Consider the following 271-nt stretch of genomic DNA (forward strand, 5'->3'; position numbering starts at 1 on the left):
CGAGAACCGCGGACTGAATCCCTACATCGAAGATGTCGCCCGGCGCCTGGCGGTGGCCGGCTTCATCGCCTTCGCCCCGGATGCGCTGTATCCGCTCGGCGGCTATCCCGGCAACGACGACACCGGGCGCGAGATGCAGGCGAAAATGGATCGCGACAAGGTACTGGCCGACCTGGAAGCCGCCGCACGCTTCGCCCACGCGTTGCCACGCGGGAACGGCAAGCTGGGCGTGGTCGGGTTCTGCTTCGGTGGACTGGTGACCAACCGGCTG

1 protein-coding gene is annotated in these 271 nt (G+C 67.5%); it reads left to right on the forward strand.

Annotated features, from left to right (window positions below):
• A partial coding sequence (locus OH705_RS27440) for a dienelactone hydrolase family protein (protein WP_267303469.1) occupies positions 1 to 271 on the forward strand: 271 nt, incomplete at both ends.

Source organism: Pseudomonas sp. BJa3 (assembly GCF_026343815.1).
Lineage (GTDB): Bacteria > Pseudomonadota > Gammaproteobacteria > Pseudomonadales > Pseudomonadaceae > Aquipseudomonas > Aquipseudomonas soli.